This window comes from Paenibacillus sp. RC21 (assembly GCF_044907935.1).
Lineage (GTDB): Bacteria > Bacillota > Bacilli > Paenibacillales > Paenibacillaceae > Paenibacillus > Paenibacillus terrae_A.
On the sequence record NZ_JBIYCS010000001.1, the window covers coordinates 400,584 to 417,145 of the forward strand.

Consider the following 16,562-nt stretch of genomic DNA (forward strand, 5'->3'; position numbering starts at 1 on the left):
TTTAGAAGTGCGAGTCTAGTAAGGTTCCTGGTGCTTATAATGCATAGGGCTTCTTATGAATTAGGCCCGCACAGGAAATACTGGATATGTATAGAACTTTTACAATGGAATGAAATGGAGGGATACCATGGAGCAACGTGTAGAAATGCAGCTTGGCGGAAGAAAGCTGGTGCTGGAAACAGGGCGTCTTGCGAAACAGGCCAATGCGGCAGTTAAAGTAAGCTATGGCGAAACGGTTGTTCTCTGTACCGTGACCGCTTCCAATGCGCCGAAAGATTTGGACTTTTTTCCGCTGACGGTGAACTATGAAGAAAGATTGTATGCTGTGGGAAAAATCCCAGGCGGATTTATTAAACGGGAAGGACGCCCGAGTCAAAAAGCGATTTTGTCCAGCCGTCTGACAGACCGTCCGATTCGCCCATTGTTCCCGGAAGGCTTCCGGAATGATGTACAGGTATTAAACCTGGTGATGAGTGTCGATCAGGATTGTGAGCCGGAAATTGCAGCGATGATCGGAACCTCGGCAGCGCTTAGCATTTCGGACGTACCTTTTAACGGACCGATTGGCGGAGTTGCTGTAGGCCGTGTGGACGGACAATTCGTGATTAACCCGGACATTGCGCAACAGAATGCAAGCGATTTGTATCTGGTTGTAGCCGGGACGAAAGATGCCATCATGATGGTAGAAGCGGAAGGCAACGAAATTCCGGAAGAAGTCATGCTGGAAGCAATCATGTTTGGCCATGACGAGATCAAGAACATTGTGGCAGTCATTGAGCAACTGGTTCAAGTGGCAGGTAAAGAGAAAATGCAGGTTAAACTGCATGCTGTCGATGAAAAAGTGAACAGCGAAGTTCGTGCATATGCGGCTGAACGTTTGGTGGAAGCCGTCAAAATTATAGAAAAACATGCCCGTCAAGAGGCGATTGATGCAGTCAACGAAGAGACGGTTGCACATTTTGAAGCACAGTACATAGAGACGCCTGAGCTTTTGAAAGACGTGAGCGAAGTTCTCTATGATATCGTTAAAGAAGAAGTCCGTCGTCTGATTACGCATGATAAAGTGCGTCCTGACGGTCGTAAGCTTGACGAGATTCGTCCGATCGAAAGCGATACGAGCATTTTGCCGCGTACGCATGGCTCGGGCTTGTTCACACGCGGTCAAACGCAAGCGCTTAGCGTTTGTACACTTGGCGCATTGGGTGATGTGCAAATTTTGGACGGCATTGATCTGGAAGAAACGAAGCGTTTCATGCATCATTACAATTTCCCTCCATTCAGTGTAGGCGAGGCTCGTCCTTTGCGTGCACCGGGTCGTCGTGAAATTGGACATGGTGCTCTTGGTGAGCGTGCGCTTTCCAAAGTCATTCCTTCTGAAACTGAATTTCCATATACGATTCGTCTCGTTTCCGAGGTGCTGGAATCGAATGGCTCGACTTCCCAGGCTAGTATCTGCGCAAGCACACTGGCTATGATGGATGCGGGTGTACCGATCAAGGCTCCGGTTGCAGGTGTAGCGATGGGATTGATCAAGGACGGGGAGCATGTTTCCGTGTTGACCGATATCCAGGGCATGGAAGATCACTTGGGCGACATGGACTTTAAAGTGGCTGGTACAGCAGAAGGCGTAACTGCTATTCAAATGGATATCAAGATTAACGGTATCGATCGTAACATTTTGCAGGATGCGCTCAAACAAGCCAGAGAAGGACGCTTGTTCATTCTTAGCAAAATGATGGAAGCCATCCAGACGCCGCGTGAGCAATTGTCTCCGTATGCGCCGAAAATTATGACGATGCACATTAACCCGGATAAAATCCGTGATGTTATTGGTGCGGGTGGTAAAATCATTAACAAAATCATCGAAGAAACCGGCGTAAAAATTGATATCGAACAAGATGGTCGTGTATTCATCGCTTCCACAAACCAAGAGATGAATGAGAAGGCGCGTTCCATTATTGAAGGTATCGTGAAAGAAGTCGTGATTGGAGAGATTTACATCGGCACAGTGAAGCGGATTGAAAAATTCGGTGCATTCGTCGAAATTTTACCGGGCAAGGACGGTCTGGTTCATATTTCCCAACTGTCTACTGAACGTGTAGCCAAAGTTGAGGATGTAGTTGCTATTGGAGATACGATTACGGTGAAAGTTACCGAAATTGATCAACAAGGTCGTGTCAATTTATCCCGCAAAGCTGTTCTGACGGCTGAAGCTCCTGCAAAGTCCTAGTACCTGCGTACAGCGGATCACTATAAAAGGAGTGCTGTTCGTTTTTTACAGAAGACTCGGGATTGGAATAGCATCTTTTAAGCTTTTGGAAAGAGGCAGAGCTACGTTTCTGGCTCTTTTTTCATACATATGCACAAGCTGTGTCGAAGTGGGCTTCCAGAGGCTTGCTGCGTCATAGTTCTTGTCCTCCCCGCATACAATGTGGACAAACGGGCGGGAGGATGAAGGGATCATGAGAAAGGCAAAGAGAGCAGCGTGGGTTGTAGCCAGTCTGGTCATTACGCTGGTGATTGGGCAGTTTAGCGGGGTGCGAGAGTATGTGAGTCAACTACGCGCCGGACACAGCACGGAAACGAGTGAGCCCGAGGCTGCAACAACGATGGCGATAGCCGCTTTACCAGATAATGCACTCATGCAGCGACTGCGATCAGAGGCTGCCCGACAAAGACGAGAGCCGATTGATGCCAAGATCGACCGGGTATGGAAGGCTATTCCCGGCTATAACGGCTTGGAGGTTGACCTGGACGCGACTTATCGTAAGGCAATTGCGGCTCCGGACCAACCCATACAATATGTGTATCGACAGCTTGCGCCCAAGATACATTTGAACCAACTCGGCAATGTCCCGATTTACCGGGGAAATCCCGAAAAGCCGATGGTTTCTTTCATGATCAATGTAGCTTGGGGAAACGAGTATATCGCGCCTATACTGGATACGCTGGATCAGGAAAAGGTCAAGGCTACGTTTTTTTTCGATGGTAGCTGGCTGAAAAAAAATCCTGAACTCGCCAAAGAGATTCAAAAAAGAGGACATGAGCTTTCGAACCATGCTTACTCCCATCCGAATATGAGCCGTCTGAGCAGGGAAAGAGCTACACAGGAAATAGAGAAGACACAAGTGCTTCTTCAGGACATTTTAGGTGTGAAAAACGGCTGGTTTGCCCCACCATCGGGCGATTTTAATCAGGAAACAGTTGATTTAGCAGCAGGTCTCGGGCTTAAAACAGTGCTGTGGACACTGGATACAGTGGACTGGAGACATCCTTCGCCGGAAACGGTAATTGCTAAAATCAGCAGCAAGGTCGAATCGGGATCACTGATTTTGATGCATCCGACAGATTCTTCATCGGCGGCTCTCAAAGGCATGATTCATGCCATTCGCAGCAAGGGACTGGTGCCCGGAACCGTCAGTCAGACGCTTTCCCCTGATCGGCAGCTACCTGCTCCGGTTGAGTGAACGTCTTTTTTCTGTTAGGATTGAACATTATGGCAAAGTTTGCAATTCAGTTTAGGAGGGCCAATCGTGGAAAGAATTCAACTCAAAAACGGCCTAAGAGTGGTCATTGAAAAAATTCCAACCGTGCGTTCCGTTTCTTTCGGCATCTGGGTTAAAACCGGCTCCCGAAATGAAACCCCGGACAATAGCGGTATTTCTCATTTTATTGAACACATGCTTTTCAAAGGAACAGAGCGCTTCGACGCGAAGGAAATTGCCGAGCAATTTGACGCCATCGGAGGGAATGTTAATGCATTCACTTCGAAGGAATATACGTGCTATTATGCAAAAGTGCTGGATGAGCATCTGCCGATTGCGGTTGATGTACTGTCCGATATGTTTTTTAATTCTAAATTAGATCATGAAGAGCTGGAAAAAGAGAAAAACGTGATCCTGGAGGAAATCTCCATGTACGAGGACACACCAGACGATATGGTGCATGATCTCTTATCACGGGCCGCTTATGGCGACCATCCGCTGGCTTATCCCATTCTCGGTACCGAAAAGCATTTATTAGCTATGGACAGCTCCCATCTCAGCAATTATATGAAAGAACACTATACAATCGACAATACGGTCATCAGTGTGGCTGGTAATATTGATGATAGTCTGGTAGAGCTACTGGAGCGTCACTTTGGGCACTTTGATAACCATGGAACTGCTTCGCCCCTGACGGTTCCTGCGTTTAACGGTGAGCTGTTGTATCATGAAAAGGCAACGGAACAGAATCATATTTGCTTGTCTCTGCCTGGATTTGCAACGGGTGACGATCTCCAGTATGCTATGGTATTGCTGAACAACGCGATCGGCGGCGGTATGAGCTCACGTCTGTTTCAGGAAATTCGGGAGAAGCGTGGGCTGGCTTATTCGGTCTATTCCTACCATAGCTCCCATGCGGACAGTGGTATGTTCACCATTTATGCCGGTACGGCTCCCAAGCAGACGAAGGATGTGCTGAATCTGGCGCTTGAACTGTTGCAGGATGTGGCTGTTAAGGGACTGGATGATAACGAGCTTCGTAAAGGCAAGGAGCAGTTAAAAGGAAGCTTGATATTAAGCCTTGAGGGCACAGGAAGTCGGATGAATCGTCTTGGAAAAAATGAGTTGATGCTAGGTCAGCATTACACGCTGGATCAAATGATTGAGCACATTGAGCAAGTGACAGCTGATGATGTGAACAAGGTACTGGACCGGATGTTCTCGGAGCCGTTTGCCCTGTCGATGGTCGGAGCGAGCGATTCAGCGGTTAAGGATATGAGGAGGGACTATTTTGTTAACTTACGTGGAAATTAACAGACTTGGGGGCAATGAGGATATTGAGCTGCCCCGTAAAATGTCAGAGCTTGCATCCGGGTTTGACCTGTATGCTGCGGTACAGGAAGACTTAGTTTTGGAACCCGGCAAGCGTTGTCTTGTTCCAACCGGATTGGCTATAGCGATGCCGGCAGGGCTGGAGGCACAAATCCGTCCGCGCAGCGGACTGGCTCTCAAGCATGGTATTACCTGTCTCAACACACCGGGCACAATTGATGCGGATTATCGTGGGGAGATTAAGGTATTGCTTATCAATTTGGGCGAGGAACCATTCACCATTACACGTAATGAGCGAATTGCACAAATGGTATTTCAGACTGTGCCTGAGGTAGAGTTGAAGCAGGTAGACCGTTTGTCTGAAACTGTGCGTGGTGCTGGAGGCTTCGGTCATACAGGACGCTGAGTCCACAGTTTCCTTCAAACGACTGAATGTCACGGCTTTAATCGGCATTTTGGAGAATGTAACTGAATTGTCGATTTTAAGCTAGAGCATGAATAACATATGAATATGGATACACATAAAAAGCCGTCCCGAAAAGGGGCGGTTTTTTTGTGTTTCTTCACCTATCTATGGGTGGCTGCATAGACTAAAAACATATCGTGTCTCGGAAAGGAGTGATCCGGATGCTAACAGGAATACGCATCGTTGTATTGGGTGGCGATGCGAGGCAGCTTGAGGTAATCCGAAAATGTGTAGACATGGATGCTACCGTCAGCGTGGTCGGCTTTGACCAGCTTGAAGAGCCGCTCAGAGGAGCATCGCGGGAGTCGTTGTCTGTCAAGCTGCTTGAATCGGCAGATGCGCTTGTGCTGCCAGTTGTGGGGTGTGATGAGGGAGGCAATGTGAACGCACTTTTTGGATCGCAAAAGCTGCAGTTTCTGAATGAGCACGCCGCTGCTCTTCCGCCGCACTGCGTCGTATATACGGGGATGGCGCGGACGTACTTAAAAGAAATTTGTTCCAGACATGATTTAAAGCTGGTGGAGTTGCTGGAAAGAGACGATGTGGCCATATATAACTCGATACCTACGGCGGAAGGCGCACTGATGATGGCGATTCAGCATACGGATTTTACGATTCATGGTGCAAATTGTATGGTTCTGGGCATGGGACGGACTGGATTTACCATGGCCAGGGCGCTACAAGGATTGGGAGCCAGAGTGAAGGTCGGGGTACGTAGGGCAGAAGATGCGGCGAGAGCGGTAGAAATGGGCTGGAAGCCTTTTATGACAAGGGATTTGGCGGATGAGACTCAGGGAGTTGACTTGATTTTTAATACGATACCCTCTATGATTATCACAGCGCAAATCCTGTCTAAATTGCCACAGGCTACCGTGATTATTGACCTTGCTTCCGCCCCGGGCGGGTGTGATTTTCGTTTTGCGGAAAAGCGTGGAATTACGGCCATGCTCGCCCCCGGTCTTCCCGGTATTGTCGCTCCCAAAACTGCTGGTGCCATTATAGCGAATACGCTGGTGCAGTTGTTAATGGAAGATAATCCTGATCGGGGTGATTCGTAATGAGTTGGCAAGGGAAAACGGTAGGTTATGCAATTACAGGTTCACACTGCACATTTGAAGAGGTTATGCCTGTTATACAGCGTTTTGTTGACGAGGGCGCGAAGGTTGTTCCCATTATATCCAATACGGTATTAACAACGGATACCCGCTTCGGTACTTCGCAAAGTTGGCAAAAACAGTTGAAAGATATAACAGGGAATGATATCATTTCTACAATTGTGGAGGCTGAGCCACTGGGTCCCTCCCAAATACTCGATGTACTGGTGATTGCACCCTTGACGGGGAATTCGATGAGTAAGCTGGCGAATGCCATGACAGACAGTCCGGTTCTGATGGCCGCCAAGGCCCAATTGCGCAACGGTCGTCCACTTCTTTTGGCCATATCAACCAATGATGGGCTTGGTTTGAATGCTGCGAATATCGCCAAGTTACTGGTAGCCAAAAATATATTTTTTGTGCCGTTCGGACAGGACAATCCAGTTAAAAAGCCCAATTCACTTGTGGCTGACATGGAGCTGATTCCAGAAGCCGCTTACGCTGCTATGCAGGGCAAACAGCTTCAACCGATGATTGTGGAACGCAAGACTCCATGAAGTACTATAGTTAACTGCTGAGCATCCCTCGCCTAGAAGATGATTCGATGATGCATCGGGTCTAATTTCTTGTTGGCGGTGGATGCTTTCAGAATAAAAAAATGGTTTTTTAGTCGAGAAGGGGAGATACACCAGATGAGCAATAGAAAGTTTAATGTAGCTGTCGTTGGAGCGACAGGCGCCGTAGGAGAACAAATCGTAAATCTGCTGGAAAAACGGGATTTTCCTGTGGATAAAATTAAATTTCTTTCTTCGCCCCGTTCTGCCGGCACTTTAATTAGCTTTAAAGGTCAGCAAATTCCAGTAGAGATTGCAACCCCCGACAGCTTTGAAGGAATCGACATTGCCTTGTTCAGCGCAGGCGGAGACGTAAGTAAGGAACTGGCACCACATGCTGTTCGTCATGGCGCAGTGTGCATTGACAACACAAACGCCTTCCGGATGGATCCTACAGCTCCTCTTGTCGTTCCTGAGGTGAACAGCGACAAAATTGCCAAGCATCAAGGGATTATTGCCAACCCGAACTGCTCCACCATCCAGATGGTAGCTGCTTTGAAACCATTATATGATCAGTATGGCATTTCCCGTATCATCGTATCCACATATCAAGCGGTGTCCGGGGCTGGAAGCCGTGCCATTGATGAACTGAATCGTCAAAGTGCAGCGATCCTTAACGGTGAAGAAGTTCAGCCTGATCTGCTCCCAGTCGGCTCATTGCCGGTGAAGCATCAAATTGCTTTCAATGCTATCCCGCAAATCGACAAATTCCAGGACAACGGTTACACACTGGAAGAAATGAAAATGGTACGTGAAACGAAAAAAATATTGGATGATGAATCCGTGGACGTAACAGCAACGTGTGTACGTATTCCTGTCGTATACGGACACTCGGAATCCGTCTATGTAGAGCTTAAAAAAGATTATGATTTGGAAGAAATCCGCAATCTGCTTGCTTCGGCACCGGGAGTAACTCTGGTAGACGATCCTGCTGCGCAGCTCTATCCGCTGGCATCCGAAGCCGCAGGGAAACCTGATGTATTCGTTGGACGTGTACGTCGTGATTTGGGCAACAGCCGTGGATTGAATCTGTGGGTCGTATCCGACAACCTGCTCAAGGGAGCAGCATGGAACGCGGTGCAAATCGCGGAGATTATTGCTGCAAATGCGGAATAAAGTTCCTGAAGCAGGGAGTAAGATGGGGGAAGAGCGATGAGTATTTTAGTACAGAAATTTGGGGGAACCTCGCTGTCCACACCCGAAGCGCGTCAACTGGTGCTAGGTCATGTGAAGCGAGAGCTGGAACAACATTTTCAACTGGTTGTCGTTGTGTCGGCCATGGGGCGGAAAGGAGAGCCTTATGCTACGGACACGCTGCTCGATTGGGCGGCGTCTAACGGCGACAGTCTTCCTAAGCGCGAACGGGATTTACTGCTGTGCTGTGGTGAAATCATTTCTGCCGCTACATTATGCAGCCTGATGGAAAATGAAGGTATTCCTGCTACGGTGCTGACTGGGGCACAGGCGGGCTTTATTACGGATAATCAATACGGCAATGCTCGTATTTTGGATATAAAGCCAGACCGTATCGTGGAAGAGCTGAGCCAGGGCCGTGTCGTCATTGTGACAGGCTTCCAGGGTCAGACTGTAAACGGTGATATGACTACCTTGGGTCGTGGAGGCAGCGATACTTCCGCTACCGCTCTGGGTGCCGCTCTACAAGCGGACATGGTAGACATTTATACGGATGTGAACGGCATCTTGACCGCCGATCCGCGCATCGTGGAAAATGCAAAACCGCTTGCCCATGTCAGCTATACGGAGATTTGTAATATGGCTCATCAGGGGGCAAAGGTTATCCATCCCCGTGCTGTTGAAATTGCCATGCAGGCGAATATTCCGGTTCGGGTTCGCTCTACCTTTTCCGAAGGGGAAGGAACGCTGGTCACCCATCCGGAGGGCTTTAAGGACGTACAGGCAGACATCGTTGACCGTTTCGTGACCGGTATTGCGTATGTCGGCAACGTCACACAAATTACCGTAGAATTAAAGCCAGGCTCGGAGCATTTGCAATTACAAGTATTCAAATCCATGGCTGAGCATGGAATCAGCGTCGATTTTATTAATGTAACTCCATCCGGAGCGGTTTATACCGTGTTCGATGCTGATGGAAGCAAAGCGGTTGAAGTACTGAACGGTCTGGGCTTGGAGCCTAAAATTTTGGCAGGGTGCGCTAAAGTATCCGTCATAGGCGGCGGTATCAATGGGGTACCTGGCATTATGGCGACGATTGTAGAGGCATTGGCAGAATCAGACGTACAGATTCTTCAATCGGCAGATTCCAACACGACGATTTGGGTACTCGTTAAAAAAGAAGATATGGTGCAGGCTGTACGCGCATTGCATAATAAATTTGAACTCCATCAATAGGCGCAATGTCCGTGCTCGGACTTGCAAAAAAAGGAGGCAGCATGGTGAACTTCGGCAGACTGATTACCGCAATGGTGACACCTTTTGATCAGCAAGGAGAGATTAACTGGACTGCATTGTCCTCGTTGATTGATTATTTAATAGAAGTACAACATTCGGAGTCTCTTGTCGTATCAGGAACGACGGGCGAGTCTCCTACCCTGAGCGATGATGAAAAAATCAAGTTGTTTGCATTTACTGTAGAAAAAGCAGCCGGACGATGTAAAATCATTGCCGGTACCGGTAGCAACAATACACGTCACTCCATTCATCTGACCCGTGCTGCGGAGCAGGCGGGGGTAGACGGTATTTTGCTGGTAGTGCCTTATTACAATAAACCGAATCAGGAAGGGATGTATCAGCATTTTGAAAGTATTGCAAATTCCACATCCCTTCCAGTCATACTGTATAATGTACCAAGCCGTACCGCAGCCAGCTTGACCGTGGAAACGACGCTGCGTCTTGCGCAAATCCCTAACATTGTAGGAACCAAAGAATGCGCGTCGCTGGCGCAGGTCACACAGATTGCAGCCGCAGCTCCGGAGGGATTCTTCATTTATTCGGGGGATGACGCTTCCGGGTTGCCTGCTATGGCTGTAGGGGCTTATGGTATTATCAGCGTGGCGAGTCATGTAGTAGGCGCAGAAATGAAGCAGATGATTGATGCACTTGTAGGGGGACACGCACAGCAGGCAGCAAAATTGCATCAGCAGTTGTTTCCGGTTTTCAAGGGTTTGTTCGGCTGTCCTCATCCGCTGCCTAATCCGGTGGCTGTAAAATATGCATTGGAGTTACGGAATGTTTCGGTAGGTTCTGTTAGGTTGCCGCTTATTCCTCCGACCGAAGAGGAAGCGGAATTTATTAAGAAGTTATTTGCCCGCTAATCGGGAAGAATGAATTTTAAATGTTAAATGAATACGGGGAGTACGCTTGTTAAAGGCAGCCGGGAGTAAAGAAGCCGGAGGATTTTATAGCCTTGAAAAGGTACTCCGGCATGAGGGCGTTCTTATAGGGCGCCCTTTTTGCTGTGCCTTTTAACCATGTATCAAGATAATTGAACAGGGAGTAATGGTTTTAGACGGCAGTGGGAAACCTATGCGCAACGAACAGGATGACTTGTTTTTTCTTATTTTAATCATGTATAATGAGGTCAAGTGACTGGGTGCGGTATTCTTTTGAAAATTAAATAAATAAATCAAGGTACGACGTCCAACTACCATAGGAGGTTTAGATTCATTTGTCTAAAAAAACAAACAACGATAAATTGATGATTTTCGCTTTGGGCGGCGTCGGTGAAATCGGGAAAAATATGTATGTCGTTCAATACGGCAATGACATTGTCGTGGTGGATTCGGGTCTGAAATTCCCGGAAGAGGACATGCTTGGCATTGATATCGTTATTCCTGATATTTCCTACCTTACGGAGAACCGCGACAAGGTAAGAGGCATTGTGCTGACTCATGGTCATGAGGACCATATCGGCGGTTTGCCTTACGTGCTGAAACATTTGAATGTACCGGTATACGGTACCAAATTGACGTTGGGGCTGGTGGAAAACAAGCTGAAGGAAGCGAATCTGCTTGGCGAAACCAAACGTATTTTGATCAATGCTGATTCCGAAATCAAGCTGGGTTCCACACTGAAAGCAACATTCTTCAGAACAAACCACAGTATTCCGGATTCTGTAGGTGTATGCATTGATACTCCTGAAGGTGCTGTTGTTCATACAGGTGACTTCAAGTTTGATCATACTCCGGTAAACGGACAATATGCAGATTTGCAGCGTATGGCTGAAATCGGCACACGTGGCGTACTGGCTCTTTTGTCAGACAGTACCAATGCGGAAAAACCAGGCTTTACTCCATCGGAAAAAAGCGTCGGCATCGTGCTGGAAGACATTTTCCGTAAGTCGAAACAACGTGTAGTTGTAGCTACTTTTGCTTCCAACGTACACCGTATTCAGCAGGTTATTAATGCTGCTGAATCGACAGGACGCAAAGTGACGGTTATCGGTCGCAGTATGGTTAATGTCGTAGGGATTGCTTCCGATTTAGGCTATTTGGAAATTCCGGATGGAATGCTGATCGAGCCTGAGGAAGTTGGCAAAATGTCAGCGGATCGCGTAGTTATTCTCTGCACAGGTAGCCAAGGCGAGCCTATGTCTGCTCTAACAAGAATGGCGCGTTCCACACATCGTAAGGTGGATATTCTTCCGGGAGATTCGGTTATCATCGCAGCTACACCGGTACCGGGTAATGAAAAATATGTCGGTCGCACGATTGATGAACTGTTCCGTTTAGGTGCCAATGTTTATTACAGCGCAGCTAATCCGGGAATTCACGTTTCCGGACACGGAAGCCAAGAAGAACTCAAACTGATGCTGAATCTGATGAAACCTAAATTCTTCCTGCCAATTCATGGTGAGTTCAGAATGCAACGTCGTCATGCCCTCCTTGCCGAATCGGTGGGTGTAGAGCCGGACAACATTTTCATCACAGATATCGGTGAAGTTATTGAAATTCAGAACGGCGGAGCACGCAGAGCTGGTAAGGTTACAGCGGGCAACGTGTTAATCGACGGACTGGGTGTAGGAGATGTAGGGAATATCGTATTACGCGACCGCAAATTGCTGTCACAGGACGGTATTTTGGTTGTTGTTGTCACCCTGAGCAAGCAGGACGGCACGATCAAGTCTGGACCGGATATCATTTCCCGTGGTTTCGTATATGTCCGCGAATCGGAAGGTTTGCTGGATGAAGCGAATCGTATTGTCTCAAGTACACTGCATAAGCTCATGAGCGAGAATGTAAATGAATGGGCTTCCCTTAAAACAAATGTCAAGGATGCGCTGGGTCGCTTCTTGTATGAGCAAACTCGTCGCAGACCGATGATTTTGCCAATCATTATGGAAGTGTGAGTCAATTGAAATTTGCTCAAAAACCTGAATTAAAAACTTAAGTCACAGGCACACAGTCGCCTCTCTTCCCGCAGGAAATATTGGACGGTTTCCGCGGGAGGGGAGGCTTTTTTGGCTTTTCCGGGTGAGGAAAGAAGGAAAGCCATGGGGGCGGGTATAAAATATTCCATTTCCATCCCATACTATAGGGTGAATACGGGTCACAAAGACGCGTAAAGCGAAAGGAAGATCGCCCACATGGAACAATACAGCAACCTATCATCCGGCAGACAAGAAACGGAAGCACCGGATCAACCTATGCCTGAAGTTGGGCAAAGACCCATTTCCCCCGCTATGGAGGCCTTGCAGCAACTGGGACAAACCTCCATGCCCGGAAGCGAATCCAATATTTTTTGCATGACAATAATTGGTCAGATTGAAGGGCATCTGATTCTGCCACCGCAAAACAAAACGACCAAATACGAGCACATTATTCCCCAACTGGTAGCAGCGGAGCAAAATCCCCGTATTGAAGGCTTAATGATTCTGCTGAATACAGTAGGTGGGGATGTCGAGGCAGGGCTGGCTATTGCTGAAATGATCGCTTCAATGAGTAAACCGACGGTGACCATTGTCATTGGAGGCGGGCATAGTATCGGTGTACCTATCGCGGTTTCGTCCACCTATTCTTATATTGCTGAGAGCGCGACGATGACCATTCACCCGATTCGTATGAATGGCTTGGTTATCGGAGTTCCACAAACGTTTGAATATATGGAAAAAATGCAGGAGCGTGTTGTACGTTTTGTGGTTTCCCATTCGCGTATTACCGAGGAGCGGTTCAAGGAGCTTATGTTTAAAACCGGTGAACTGAATCGGGATATTGGTACTGCCGTTGGGGGAGCCGATGCAGTGAAATACGGCTTGATGGACGCGGTTGGTGGCATCGGAGAAGCATTGAAACAACTGAACACCATCATTGAATCTCGACGTCAGCAAAACGGGATTACAGGGACTCAGCAGCAGGCTCCGTTCGTACCTTTTTCCCCAAATGCTACAGATACCTCGACTGGAACGCTTCCTAATGTGCATAGTGGGGAGTTGCCTCAATGACCTTATATACCGTAATGCCAATGGAAATGGTGTGGGAGGGCATGTGGAAGGAGGCGGAGACGTTTGCGGAGATTCGGGTTGACGGTTTACTTATGCAGGTGCAGCCGCTCGAAAGCCGCAGGGGGATTATCGTGCGATTGCTAGATTGTCCGCTGGAAACTTACCTGAATCCGCGTTATGCACCCGGACAAGTCATCGAATGGTCGTAGAAGGTGTCGAATAGGATGAAAATAGGTCGTTTGATGTTGAAAAAGAACATATGTGCGGATACCGGGTGACGTGGTATAATATTCTTCTGGGGGGTGACCTTGAATGTCCAGAAGAAGGAAAAGGAAAAAGAAAGCCGCGTTTGGCGGAGTTCTAAAATTCGAAATTTACGGCATTGTGCTGATAACTTTGGCGGTCATTGCGCTGTCGGGTGAAGCGGCAGTCGGTCGGTCGCTATCCAAGATGTTTGGGCTGGTACTGGGGAAATTTTATTTTGTCATACCCCTGATCGGCATTTATTACGGTCTGATGGTGATGATTCACCGCAAATGGCCAAACCAGTGGAACTCACGTAAAACAGGGCTGTTGCTGCTGGTATTTGCCTTTACGCTTATGAGCTCTATTTCATCTATGGAGCAGCGTTTGGGGCCGATTAATGCACTTCAACCAGGCGGGGTGATGAGCCAGATACATATAGATATGCGTGAGCAGTTGCTATCGCCTGACAAGGAAGGCCATACCTCAATGCTGAACAAGGATATTAGCGGGGGATACATCGGCGCATTGCAGCTTACTGTGCTGTTGTGGCTGTTTGGTCTTACGGGTGCCAAGCTGATTATGATTGTAATGTTTGTGATTTGTTTTATGCTGCTGACCCAGCTGTCTTATGTGGATCTGGTGCGAATTGTTCGGACGAAGATGCTGGCAGCAGGGGGTAGCGTTCGGAAAAAATGGATTGGTAAAGCCACTCCACTTTCGGCATCTGGCAGAGGTACCGGGAATAAAAAAATCAAGTCCGAGTCGATTCCTGCTTATGAGGAAGATATGGATGATGATTTCGATGAAATGCAGCCTCCGGCGCGTAAGCAGCCGATTTTCTTTCAGCTGTTTGGCCTGAAAAAATCGGCTGGAGAGGACAAGGATGATCGTTCTGTTCATGCTGATGAGGATGATCAAGAGCATGCTTATGAAGCTGAGGAAGGACAGCCCTTGTGGAGAAACGCCAAGCAAGCAGAAGAATTGTCCGATACTGCTGAACACATAGAGGAGGAAGCTTCTGTTTCGGTAAAAAGGTCACCGATCATTCGGGATTTCTTCGAGCAGGTGAAGCATGAGGAAAGAAGACCTGAGGATGAATCAGAGGCATCCTTGGCCGGGTCAGAGCAGACGGATTCAGCTTATGATGAGTCGCTGGATGACAACTTTATGGATGCCGCTGTAAACACAGATACGGACGGTATGGCAACAACAGTTCATAATACACCGGACAGTGCAGATGGACAGGCCCAAGCGAATGCAACGGGGACGTCAGGCGAAGAGACTGCAGGCACAACTGCGGCCATTCCTGCTCCACCGCCACCCAAGCCTTACAAGCTCCCGTCGTTCCGTTTGCTTGCCAAGCCACAAAACGTGGGCAAAGGCCTTGGGCAAAAGGATTACATGCAAACGGCACGCAAGCTGGAGGCCACATTGGAAAGCTTTGGCGTACGGGCAAAGGTACTGGAGGTTGTCCGTGGACCTGCGGTGACGCGTTATGAAATTCAGCCGGACATTGGTGTGAAGGTCAGCCGTATTGTAAGCCTGACGGATGACATTGCGCTTGCGCTCGCTGCGAAGGATATTCGTATGGAGGCTCCAATTCCAGGCAAATCGGCTATCGGTATTGAGGTTCCGAACAACGAGGTTTCTATTGTAACGATGCGTGAGGTTATGGAGACGACCATTTTCCAGGAGTCTGTATCCAATTTGTCCATTGCGTTCGGACGTGATATTGCAGGCCAGACGATTGTTGGTAATTTGGCCAAAATGCCCCACTTGCTTGTAGCCGGAGCAACCGGTTCAGGTAAATCGGTGTGTATTAACGGTATTATTACGAGTATTTTGTACAAGGCGAAGCCAGATGAGGTTAAATTTCTCATGGTCGATCCCAAAATGGTGGAGTTAAACGTGTACAACGGTATTCCGCATTTGTTGGCACCGGTCGTTACCGATCCGAAGCGCGCTTCACTCGCTTTGAAAAAAATTGTAGTAGAAATGGAAAAGCGTTACGAATTATTTTCCAAATCAGGAACCCGTAACATAGAAGGCTATAATAATTTGATGAAAGACAATCCTGCTGCGTTCCTGCCTTATATCGTCGTTATTGTGGACGAGTTGGCGGATCTGATGATGGTAGCTGCGGGGGATGTGGAGGATGCGATTGCACGATTGGCCCAAATGGCGCGTGCCGCAGGGATTCATCTTATCATTGCAACGCAGAGACCGTCGGTTGACGTAATTACCGGGGTTATCAAAGCCAATATTCCTTCGCGTATTGCCTTTGGTGTGTCCTCGCAGGTGGATTCCCGTACAATACTGGATATGGGCGGAGCCGAGAAGCTGCTTGGACGCGGGGATATGCTGTTCATGCCGATGGGCGCTTCCAAGCCGGTTCGCGTTCAGGGAGCGTTCATGAGCGATCAGGAAGTGGAGAACATCGTTAACTATGTGCGTGAGCAGGGTGAAGCACAATATGATGAAACGCTTGTACCGGAGGTAGAGGAAGTATCTGCTGATGCCGATGAAATGCTGGATGAGCTGTACGATCAGGCTGTCAACATCATTTTAGAGGCCAAGCAAGCATCTGTATCTCTGCTTCAGCGCCGAATGAGGATCGGCTATACACGTGCGGCCCGGTTGATTGACTCTATGGAGGCTCGTGGCGTTATCGGCCCTTACGAGGGAAGCAAGCCCCGTGAGGTGCTTATTTCAATGGAGCAATATCAGCAAAACAAAGTCAGTTCCTGACCATAGGCTTTACCGGAAATCGCATCCAAAATCGCTGTTTGTAAGTGTGGTGTTTGTTTAAATTCGACAACACTATGCGTACAGACAGCGATTTTTTTTTGCTTTTTTTCAGGAATAGAAGTAGCCGAATGAAAGAAGATTAAAAGGGTGAATAGCTTT

13 protein-coding genes are annotated in these 16,562 nt (G+C 48.1%); all 13 read left to right on the top strand.

Annotation, left to right across the window (positions count from 1 at the left end):
* Positions 1-127 precede the first annotated feature (127 nt).
* The 13 genes from pnp to ABIA61_RS02010 all read left to right on the top strand — a co-directional run bounded on the left by pnp (position 128) and on the right by ABIA61_RS02010 (position 16,403).
* Positions 128-2,230, top strand: coding sequence for a polyribonucleotide nucleotidyltransferase (gene pnp / locus ABIA61_RS01950; RefSeq protein ID WP_404519229.1), 2,103 nt, complete (start codon positions 128-130; stop codon positions 2,228-2,230).
* Positions 2,231-2,462: 232 nt separating this feature from the next.
* Positions 2,463-3,467, top strand: a complete 1,005-nt coding sequence (locus ABIA61_RS01955) for a polysaccharide deacetylase family protein (RefSeq protein ID WP_283655658.1) — start codon at positions 2,463-2,465, stop codon at positions 3,465-3,467.
* A gap of 66 nt (positions 3,468-3,533) precedes the next feature.
* Positions 3,534-4,799 (top strand): M16 family metallopeptidase, encoded by a 1,266-nt coding sequence (locus tag ABIA61_RS01960; RefSeq protein WP_283655659.1) that lies wholly within the window; start codon positions 3,534-3,536, stop codon positions 4,797-4,799.
* Positions 4,777-5,223 (top strand): dUTP diphosphatase, encoded by a 447-nt coding sequence (gene dut / locus ABIA61_RS01965; RefSeq protein ID WP_014281130.1) that lies wholly within the window; start codon positions 4,777-4,779, stop codon positions 5,221-5,223. The genes ABIA61_RS01960 and dut overlap by 23 nt, the downstream gene beginning before the upstream one ends.
* A 221-nt stretch (positions 5,224-5,444) precedes the next feature.
* A complete protein-coding gene (gene dpsA / locus ABIA61_RS01970; RefSeq protein ID WP_404580231.1) occupies positions 5,445-6,341 on the top strand; it encodes a dipicolinate synthase subunit DpsA in 897 nt (298 codons plus the stop codon).
* A complete protein-coding gene (locus ABIA61_RS01975; protein WP_044644831.1) occupies positions 6,341-6,934 on the top strand; it encodes a dipicolinate synthase subunit B in 594 nt (197 codons plus the stop codon). Before dpsA ends, ABIA61_RS01975 begins: the two co-directional genes overlap by 1 nt.
* Before the next feature lie 135 nt (positions 6,935-7,069).
* Positions 7,070-8,107, top strand: a complete 1,038-nt coding sequence (locus tag ABIA61_RS01980; RefSeq protein ID WP_014281133.1) for an aspartate-semialdehyde dehydrogenase — start codon at positions 7,070-7,072, stop codon at positions 8,105-8,107.
* Positions 8,108-8,143: 36 nt separating this feature from the next.
* Entirely contained in the window at positions 8,144-9,361 is a 1,218-nt protein-coding gene (gene dapG / locus ABIA61_RS01985) for an aspartate kinase (RefSeq protein ID WP_404580232.1), read from the top strand.
* Positions 9,362-9,402: 41 nt separating this feature from the next.
* The gene (dapA, locus tag ABIA61_RS01990; protein ID WP_404580406.1) at positions 9,403-10,284 is read left to right on the top strand and encodes a 4-hydroxy-tetrahydrodipicolinate synthase; all 882 of its coding nucleotides are present in this window, start codon (positions 9,403-9,405) and stop codon (positions 10,282-10,284) included.
* Between the two features lie 353 nt (positions 10,285-10,637).
* Complete coding sequence (locus ABIA61_RS01995; protein WP_044644827.1) at positions 10,638-12,317, top strand: ribonuclease J; 1,680 nt, start codon at positions 10,638-10,640, stop codon at positions 12,315-12,317.
* A 237-nt stretch (positions 12,318-12,554) separates the two neighbouring features.
* Complete coding sequence (locus tag ABIA61_RS02000; protein WP_404580233.1) at positions 12,555-13,409, top strand: ClpP family protease; 855 nt, start codon at positions 12,555-12,557, stop codon at positions 13,407-13,409.
* Entirely contained in the window at positions 13,406-13,618 is a 213-nt protein-coding gene (locus ABIA61_RS02005; RefSeq protein ID WP_014281138.1) for a YlzJ-like family protein, read from the top strand. The genes ABIA61_RS02000 and ABIA61_RS02005 overlap by 4 nt, the downstream gene beginning before the upstream one ends.
* A gap of 103 nt (positions 13,619-13,721) precedes the next feature.
* Complete coding sequence (locus tag ABIA61_RS02010; protein WP_404580234.1) at positions 13,722-16,403, top strand: FtsK/SpoIIIE family DNA translocase; 2,682 nt, start codon at positions 13,722-13,724, stop codon at positions 16,401-16,403.
* Positions 16,404-16,562: the final 159 nt, after the last annotated feature.